This is a genomic window from Nocardia sp. NPDC003345 (assembly GCF_053589395.1).
Window position 1 is genome coordinate 1 of record NZ_JBSFRU010000291.1, and the last position, 8455, is coordinate 8455.

An 8455-nucleotide genomic window follows, 5' to 3' on the forward strand; every position below is an offset into this window, starting at 1 on the left:
ACCGAGGATATGCCGTTCATGCCCGACGGGACCCCGGTCGACATCATCTTGAACACCCATGGTGTGCCGCGTCGTATGAATATCGGGCAGATCCTGGAAACCCATCTCGGGTGGATCGGCAAAGCCGGCTGGGAGGTCGAGGGCAAACCCGACTGGGCCAAGAACCTGCCGGAGGAGATGTGGGGTGCCCCCGCGGACTCCAATATCGCCACCCCGGTGTTCGACGGCGCGCAGGAAGAGGAGCTGTCGGGTCTGCTGGCCTCGACGCTGCCCAACCGTGACGGTGAGCGGATGGTCAACTCCGACGGTAAGGCCACGCTGTTCGACGGTCGCTCCGGTGAGCCGTTCCCGTACCCGGTGGCGGTGGGCTACATGTACATCCTGAAGCTGCACCACCTGGTCGACGACAAGATCCACGCCCGCTCGACCGGCCCGTACTCGATGATCACCCAGCAGCCGCTCGGTGGTAAGGCGCAGTTCGGTGGTCAGCGTTTCGGCGAAATGGAATGCTGGGCCATGCAGGCCTACGGCGCCGCCTACACCCTCCAGGAACTGCTGACCATCAAATCCGACGACGTGGTCGGCCGGGTGAAGGTCTACGAGGCGATCGTCAAGGGCGAGAACATCCCCGAACCGGGCATCCCGGAATCGTTCAAGGTTCTGCTCAAAGAACTCCAGTCGCTGTGCCTCAACGTCGAGGTGCTGTCCTCCGACGGCGCGGCCATCGAGATGCGCGACGGCGACGACGAGGATCTGGAGCGCGCGGCGGCCAATCTGGGCATCAACCTGTCCCGGAACGAAGCGGCCACCGTCGACGATCTGGCGAACTAGGGCGTTGCCCGGGTGCCGAGTACGGATTCGGCTCGGCACCCGGGTATCGCGTTCGAACCATTAGAGAACTTTTGCTCGTAAGCGACCCGCACAGGGGAAAGGAAGTTACGTGCTAGACGTCAACTTCTTCGATGAACTCCGGATCGGCCTGGCCACCGCCGAGGACATCCGCAATTGGTCCTTCGGTGAGGTGAAGAAGCCGGAGACCATCAACTACCGCACGCTCAAGCCGGAGAAGGACGGCCTGTTCTGCGAGAAGATCTTCGGTCCCACCCGGGACTGGGAGTGCTACTGCGGTAAATACAAGCGCGTCCGCTTCAAGGGCATCATCTGTGAGCGCTGCGGTGTCGAGGTGACCCGCGCCAAGGTGCGCCGTGAGCGGATGGGTCATATCGAGCTGGCCGCACCGGTCACCCACATCTGGTACTTCAAGGGTGTGCCGAGCCGGCTCGGCTACCTGCTCGACCTGGCGCCGAAGGATCTGGAAAAGATCATCTACTTCGCCGCCTACGTCATCACCGCCGTCGACGACGAAATGCGGCACAACGAGCTGTCCACGCTCGAGGCGGAGATGGAGGTCGAGAAGAAGACCGTCGCCGACCAGCGGGACGCCGACCTCGAGGCCCGGGCGCAGAAGCTCGAGGCCGATCTGGCCGAACTCGAGGCCGAGGGTGCCAAGTCCGACGTCCGCCGCAAGGTCAAGGACGGCGGCGAGCGGGAGATGAAGCAGCTCCGCGACCGGGCCCAGCGCGAGCTGGACCGGCTCGACGAGATCTGGACCACCTTCACCAAGCTGGCTCCCAAGCAGCTGATCGTGGACGAGGTGCTCTACCGCGAGATCACCGACCGCTACGGCGAGTACTTCACCGGCGCGATGGGCGCGGAGTCCATCCAGAAGCTGATGGAGAACTTCGATATCGAGGCCGAGGCCGAGAACCTGCGGGAGACCATCCGCAGCGGTAAGGGCCAGAAGAAGCTGCGCGCGCTCAAGCGGCTCAAGGTCGTCGCGGCGTTCCAGACCAACGGCAATTCGCCGATGGGCATGGTGCTCGACGCCGTTCCGGTGATCCCGCCGGAACTGCGGCCGATGGTCCAGCTCGACGGTGGCCGTTTCGCCACCTCCGACCTGAACGACCTCTATCGCCGTGTCATCAACCGCAACAACCGCCTCAAGCGACTGATCGACCTCGGCGCCCCCGAGATCATCGTCAACAACGAGAAGCGGATGCTGCAGGAGTCGGTGGACGCGCTGTTCGACAACGGCCGTCGCGGCCGGCCGGTCACCGGCCCGGGTAACCGCCCGCTGAAGTCCCTGAGCGATCTGCTCAAGGGCAAGCAGGGTCGTTTCCGTCAGAACCTGCTCGGTAAGCGTGTCGACTACTCCGGCCGTTCGGTCATCGTGGTCGGCCCGCAGCTGAAACTGCACCAGTGCGGTCTGCCCAAGCTGATGGCGCTGGAGCTGTTCAAGCCGTTCGTGATGAAGCGGCTGGTCGATCTGAATCACGCGCAGAACATCAAATCCGCCAAGCGGATGGTGGAGCGGCAGCGGCCGCAGGTGTGGGACGTGCTCGAAGAGGTCATCGCCGAGCATCCGGTGCTGCTCAACCGTGCGCCGACGCTGCACCGCCTCGGCATCCAGGCCTTCGAGCCGCAGCTGGTGGAAGGTAAGGCCATCCAGCTGCACCCGCTGGTCTGTGAGGCGTTCAACGCCGACTTCGACGGTGACCAGATGGCCGTGCACCTGCCGCTGTCGGCGGAGGCGCAGGCCGAGGCCCGCATCCTGATGCTGTCCTCGAACAACATCCTGTCCCCGGCGTCCGGCCGGCCGCTGGCCATGCCGCGTCTGGACATGGTGACCGGGCTGTACTACCTGACGCGTCTCGAAGAGAACGCGAAGGGCGAGTACCGGCCGGCCACCGCCGACGGTCCGGAGCAGGGCGTGTACTCCTCGCCTGCCGAGGCCCAGATGGCGGTCGACCGCGGTGAGCTGACCGTGCGCTCCAACATCAAGGTGCGGCTGATCGATCAGCGTCCGCCCAAGGATGTCGAGACCGAGCTGTTCCCCGACGGCTGGCGGCGCGGTGACGCGTGGACCACCCAGACCACCCTGGGCCGGGTGCTGTTCAACGAACTGCTGCCCGCGGACTACGCGTTCATCAACGAGCCGATGCCGAAGAAGCGGCAGGCGACGATCATCAACGATCTCGCCGAGCGCTACCCGATGATCGTGGTCGCGCAGACCGTCGACAAGCTCAAGGACGCCGGCTTCTACTGGGCCACGCGTTCGGGTGTCACCGTCTCCATGTCGGACGTGCTCGTTCCGCCGGAGAAGGCCGAGATCATGGAGCGCTACGAGGCGCAGTCCGATCAGATCGAGAAGAAGTACCAGCGTGGTGCGCTCGATCACCAGGAGCGCAACAACGCACTGGTCAAGATCTGGCAGGAGGCCACCGAAGAGGTCGGCCGCGCGCTGCGGGCGCACTACCCGGCCGATAACCCGATCATCACGATCGTCGATTCGGGCGCCACGGGTAACTTCACCCAGACCCGTACCCTCGCCGGTATGAAGGGCCTGGTGACGAACCCGAAGGGTGAGTTCATCCCGCGGCCGATCAAGTCCTCCTTCCGTGAGGGCCTGACGGTTCTGGAGTACTTCATCAACACCCACGGTGCTCGTAAGGGTCTGGCCGATACCGCGCTGCGTACCGCCGACTCGGGTTACCTGACCCGTCGTCTGGTGGACGTCTCGCAGGACGTCATCGTGCGCGAGACCGACTGCGGTACCGAGCGTGGCATCCTGGTGCATATCGCGGAGAAGCAGCCGGACGGCACGATCATCCGCGACGCGCACGTGGAGACCTCGTGCTACGCCCGGACCCTGGCCTCCGACGCGCTCGACACCAGCGGCAACGTCGTCGTGGGCAAGGGCGCCGATCTCGGCGATCCGGCCATCGAGGCGCTGCTGGAGGCCGGTATCACCGAGGTCAAGGTCCGCTCCGTGCTGACCTGTGGCACCGGTACCGGCGTCTGCGCGGTCTGCTACGGCCGGTCCATGGCGACCGGCAAGCTGGTCGATATCGGCGAGGCCGTCGGTATCGTCGCCGCCCAGTCCATCGGTGAGCCCGGTACCCAGCTGACCATGCGTACCTTCCACCAGGGTGGTGTCGCGGGTGACGACATCACCGGCGGTCTGCCCCGGGTCCAGGAGCTCTTCGAGGCTCGTGTGCCCAAGGGCAAGGCGCCGATCGCGGAGGTCTCGGGCCGGATCCGGCTGGAGGACGACGACCGCTTCTACAAGATCACCATCATCCCCGATGACGGTGGCGACGAAGTGGTGTACGACAAGCTGTCCAAGCGCCAGCGTCTGCGTGTGTTCAAGCACGACGACGGCACCGAGCGTCTGCTCTCCGACGGCGATCACGTCGAGGTCGGCCAGCAGCTGCTGGAAGGCGCGGCCGATCCGCACGAGGTGCTGCGCGTGATGGGCCCCCGGCAGGTCCAGATCCACCTGGTCCACGAGGTCCAGGAGGTCTACCGGAGCCAGGGTGTGTCGATCCACGACAAGCACATCGAGGTCATCGTCCGCCAGATGCTGCGCCGGGTGACGATCATCGATTCGGGCGCCACCGAGTTCCTGCCCGGTTCGCTCACCGAGCGTTCCGAGTTCGAGGCGTCCAACCGCCGTGTCGTCGCCGAGGGCAACGAGCCCGCGGCCGGCCGTCCGGTGCTGATGGGTATCACCAAGGCGTCGCTGGCCACCGATTCGTGGCTGTCGGCGGCGTCCTTCCAGGAGACCACCCGAGTCCTGACGGACGCGGCGATCAACTGCCGCTCCGACCGGCTCATCGGTCTCAAGGAGAACGTGATCATCGGTAAGCTGATCCCGGCCGGTACCGGTATCAACCGGTACCGCAACATCCAGGTTCAGCCGACCGAGGAGGCCCGTGCCGCGGCGTACGCGGTGCCGTCCTACGACGACACCTACTACAGCCCGGAGGGCTTCGGCACCACCACCGGTGCCGCGGTTCCGCTGGACGATTACGGGTTCAGCGATTACCGGTAATCGCTAGCCGCAGTACCACTTCGGCCCCGCTCCCACTGGGAGCGGGGCCGAAGTCTTTTCGGGTTCGGGAGGATCGCCTCGATGCCGTCGCCGATCTGATTCCAGCTCGGCCTCATGTACTCGGTTATCGGATAAGTGAGTACAAGGACCTATGAGGCGTCCCGGGCGGTGCGGTGGTGCCGGAGGCCCTCGAGAAGAGCTGTGAGGCCGAATTCGAAACTGCTGCCGGGGGCTTCGTTGTAGTCGGTGCCGGCCGCGGTCTCGATGCGGGCGCGCAGGCGGGGGAAGCGGCGGGCGACCTCGGTGGCGGCGGCGAGCGTTTCGGACAGTTGCGCGTCGGGGTCGCCGCCCTTCTGGGAGAGACGGCGGCGCAGGGAGACGTTGGCCGCCGCTCCGGCCGCGTTGCCGAGGACGAACATGAAGACGGTGGCGGCGGCACGGTCTGCCTCGTCCGGCGGGAATCCGGCATCGTCGTAGATCGCGAGGACGTGGTCGTCGTGGCGGGATTTGTTCTCGCCGTAGAGCAGATACGACGACTGCGCCTGTACCAGCCAGGGGTGGCGGCCCATCATCTCGTACATGCCGGTGGCCATGGTGCGGGCGGCGGTCGGCCAATCGGAGGCGTCCAGGGTGGGCAGGGGGATCTCGGCCCAGACCGTATCGGTGGCGAGCCGGACCAGATTGTCCTTGTTTCCCACGTGCCAGTACATCGCCGTGGCCGCGGAGTCGAGGCGTTTGCCGAGGCTGCGCATATTGAGCCCGTCGAGGCCTTCGTCGTCGAGGAGTTCGATGGCGGCGCCGACGATCTGGTCGCGGGTCAGGGTGTCGCGGGGCATGGGACAACTCTAGGGCTTCGGCGGCTACCGACTTGCACTTAGTTCAAATCAACTCTTGCACTTAGTTCAAGTGCCGCGCTACGCTACTTTTACTTAGTTCAAGTCGGTGCCGATCGGGTCACCGGATGCAAGGGGAACACCATGAACGTCATCGTCGCAGTCCTCGCCACCGCCATCGCGGCAGCGTTTCTCAGCATGCCGCTGGTGCGGCACCGGTACGGCGCGGCCGCGATGGCCACCGCGCAGAACGAGCTGGCCCGTCAGGGCGTCCGGACCTCCGCGCTGTCGGAGAACGGCATGCGATTCGATGCGAGCGGGCACGAATCCATCGCACCGATCTCCATCGCGGCCGTACTGCTGACGGTCGCGGGAATCAATCTGGCCGCGCCCGGCTGGGCGGTCGCGGTGAACCCGGTGGTCTTCACCCTGGTCCTCCTGGGCAACGGCGTCATCGTCTACAGCAACCTGACCGCGGTGGGATCGGTGCGTGCCGCGTTCGCGCGCAAAGGTGATCCGGAACTGATGCGCATCGATGTCCAGGCGCTGCTGAAAGCGGCGGAATCGGGCTTTCCCACCTGGACCTGGACTCTGCAGAGTGCCCGGAACGTGATCGTCTTCGGCGCTGCCGCTGCCTCGATCGCGCTGACGGCGATCGCCTGAGCCGGAAGCGATTCGGCCCGCTCCCATCAAGGGAGCGGGCCGAAGTCTTATCGGATCAGGCGCGTGCGGCGCTATCGGCGGGGATCTGCTCGGACTCGTCGGTATCGGGTCCGGTGGCCGGGCGAGGCCGGGGGCTGGCGGTACGGGCGTGGGTCGCGTACAGCGTGAGCCCGACGAAGGCGAGTCCGCCGACCAGATTCCCGATGACCGTGGGGATCTCGTTCCAGATCAGATAGTCGCCGATGGAGAAGTCACCCCCGAGCAGCAGCCCGGACGGGAACAGGAACATATTGACGATCGAATGCTCGAAACCCATGTAGAAGAACAGCATGATCGGCATCCACATCGCGATGACTTTGCCCGACACCGATGTCGACATCATGGCGGCCACCACACCGGTGGACACCATCCAGTTGCACAGCACGCCGCGGATGAACAGGGTGAGCATGCCGGAGGCGCCGTGATCGGCGTAACCGACCGTCCGCGAGACGCCGATCTCGCCGAGCTTCTGCCCGACCTCGTTGGGGTCCATGGAGAAACCCATGGTCACGATGATCGCCATCATGACCGCGACGGTGAACGCGCCGGCGAAATTGCCGACGAACACCAGCGCCCAATTCCGCAGCATCGCGCGCAGATTGACGCCGGGGCGCTTGTCCAGCCAGGCCAGCGGGACGAGGGTGAACACGCCGGTGAGCAGGTCGAAACCCAATAGATAGAGTAGGCAGAAACCGACCGGGAACAGCACCGCGCCGATCAGCGGTTCGCCGGTCTGCACGGTGATGGTGACCGCGAACGCGGCGGCCAGGGCCAGGATCGCGCCCGCCATGAAGGCGCGGATCACCGTATCCCGGGTCGACATGAATGCCTTCTCTTCGCCGGCGTCGATCATTTTGCCGACGAAGTCCGCCGGTTTGAGGTACGACATGACATGTCCTTCGCTCGTTGGGCTCTGGGCGAAGTGTGCGATGAGGAGATTTCCCGGCGGTATCCGGTCGAGCGCGCACGTGTTACCGGACCCTCACCGAATTCCCCTCGCCGGGTTGATCATCGGCCCTGGCCTGGTGGGCGGGGGTCCGGAAGGTCGGTATCGGAGATGTAAACAGTGGAATACGGATGCGGTTCCCGGCGTCCGGCGATGGCAGGCTTTCGGTGTTCTCGAGGCTAGGAGTCAGATATGGAACCGATCATGAGCAAGAGCGCTGCCGCCGATCTCGTGGTGGCGGCACGTATCCGCAAGGGGCTGTCGTGGGCCGATATCGCCGATGCGCTCGGGGCTCCGCTGGTGTGGGCCACCGCCGCGTTGCTCGGTCAGCATCCGATGACCCCGGAGCAGGCGGATAAGGTCTGCGGTCTGCTCGGACTGGATGGAGCCGTGGCCGAGAGCCTGGCCAAACAGCCGGCGCGCCGCGCGGACCCGGCGCTGATGAGCGATCCCACCATCTACCGTTTCGTAGAGGCGATCTCGGTGTACGGTCCGGCGCTCAAGGAACTGATCCACGAAGAGTTCGGCGACGGGATCATGAGCGCCATCAACTTCAAGGTGGATTTCGCCCGCCGTCCCGATCCGGACGGCGACCGGGTCGTCATCACCTTCGACGGGAAGTTCCTCGACTACCGCTGGTGAGCCGGACGGCCCGATGCCCCGCCGGCGTGCGGGGCATCAGTCGTTATGGGGGAGATCGCCTGCCAGTCGCTGTAGGTATCCGGCGAAGCGCCGGCGATCGGCGGCGGGCCAGTCCGCGGTGAGCCGGTCGAAGACGTCGCGTTGCCAGTCGTGTGCGTCGGCGAGCAGGCGTTGTCCGGCGGGGGTGAGATGCAGGGCGGTACGGCGTCGGTCGAGATCGGATCCGCGACGTGCGAGATAGCCGGCGGTGGTGGCGTCGCGGACCATCCGGCTGGCGCCGGAATGGTCGAGCCCGAGCTGATGTGCGACCGCGGTGATCGTGGCTTCCCCTGGTGCGTCCGCGGCTCCGGCCACCGCCTCGACGACCTGGACGTGTTGTGCGTGCCGCAGGTCGGCGGACCGGTCCGGTGCGCCCCGCTGTATCCAGCGCCTCGACCA

General features: G+C 65.7%; 7 protein-coding genes. 4 read left to right on the forward strand and 3 right to left on the reverse strand.

All coding sequences use genetic code 11. From position 1 onward, the window contains the following. Both ACWDU1_RS25245 and ACWDU1_RS25250 read left to right on the forward strand, forming a co-directional pair. Positions 1-831, forward strand: an 831-nt coding sequence (locus ACWDU1_RS25245) for a DNA-directed RNA polymerase subunit beta (RefSeq protein ID WP_450002122.1), incomplete at its 5' end; no start/stop codon positions are given. Between the two features lie 109 nt (positions 832-940). Beyond that, positions 941-4894, forward strand: a complete 3954-nt coding sequence (locus ACWDU1_RS25250; RefSeq protein WP_450002123.1) for a DNA-directed RNA polymerase subunit beta' — start codon at positions 941-943, stop codon at positions 4892-4894. A gap of 149 nt (positions 4895-5043) precedes the next feature. Here ACWDU1_RS25250 and ACWDU1_RS25255 read toward each other — a convergent pair whose 3' ends face one another. Continuing rightward, entirely contained in the window at positions 5044-5730 is a 687-nt protein-coding gene (locus tag ACWDU1_RS25255) for a TetR/AcrR family transcriptional regulator (RefSeq protein ID WP_450002125.1), read from the reverse strand. 141 nt (positions 5731-5871) lie between these two features. Between ACWDU1_RS25255 and ACWDU1_RS25260 the strand changes: the two genes are divergently transcribed. Continuing rightward, positions 5872-6390 carry a hypothetical protein gene (locus tag ACWDU1_RS25260; protein ID WP_450002126.1) on the forward strand — a complete coding sequence of 173 codons (519 nt, stop codon included), beginning with the start codon at positions 5872-5874 and terminating at the stop codon, positions 6388-6390. Between the two features lie 55 nt (positions 6391-6445). Here the strand turns inward: ACWDU1_RS25260 and ACWDU1_RS25265 are convergent, their stop codons facing one another. Further along, positions 6446-7318, reverse strand: coding sequence for a formate/nitrite transporter family protein (locus ACWDU1_RS25265; RefSeq protein ID WP_450002128.1), 873 nt, complete (start codon positions 7316-7318; stop codon positions 6446-6448). Between the two features lie 249 nt (positions 7319-7567). On the opposite strand from ACWDU1_RS25265, the gene cynS reads away from it, so the two are divergent. After that, positions 7568-8017, forward strand: coding sequence for a cyanase (gene cynS / locus ACWDU1_RS25270; RefSeq protein WP_450002129.1), 450 nt, complete (start codon positions 7568-7570; stop codon positions 8015-8017). A gap of 36 nt (positions 8018-8053) precedes the next feature. On the opposite strand, the gene ACWDU1_RS25275 is transcribed toward cynS, so the two are convergent. Continuing rightward, on the reverse strand, positions 8054-8455 hold a 402-nt coding region (locus tag ACWDU1_RS25275; protein ID WP_450002131.1), incomplete at its 5' end, for a MarR family winged helix-turn-helix transcriptional regulator.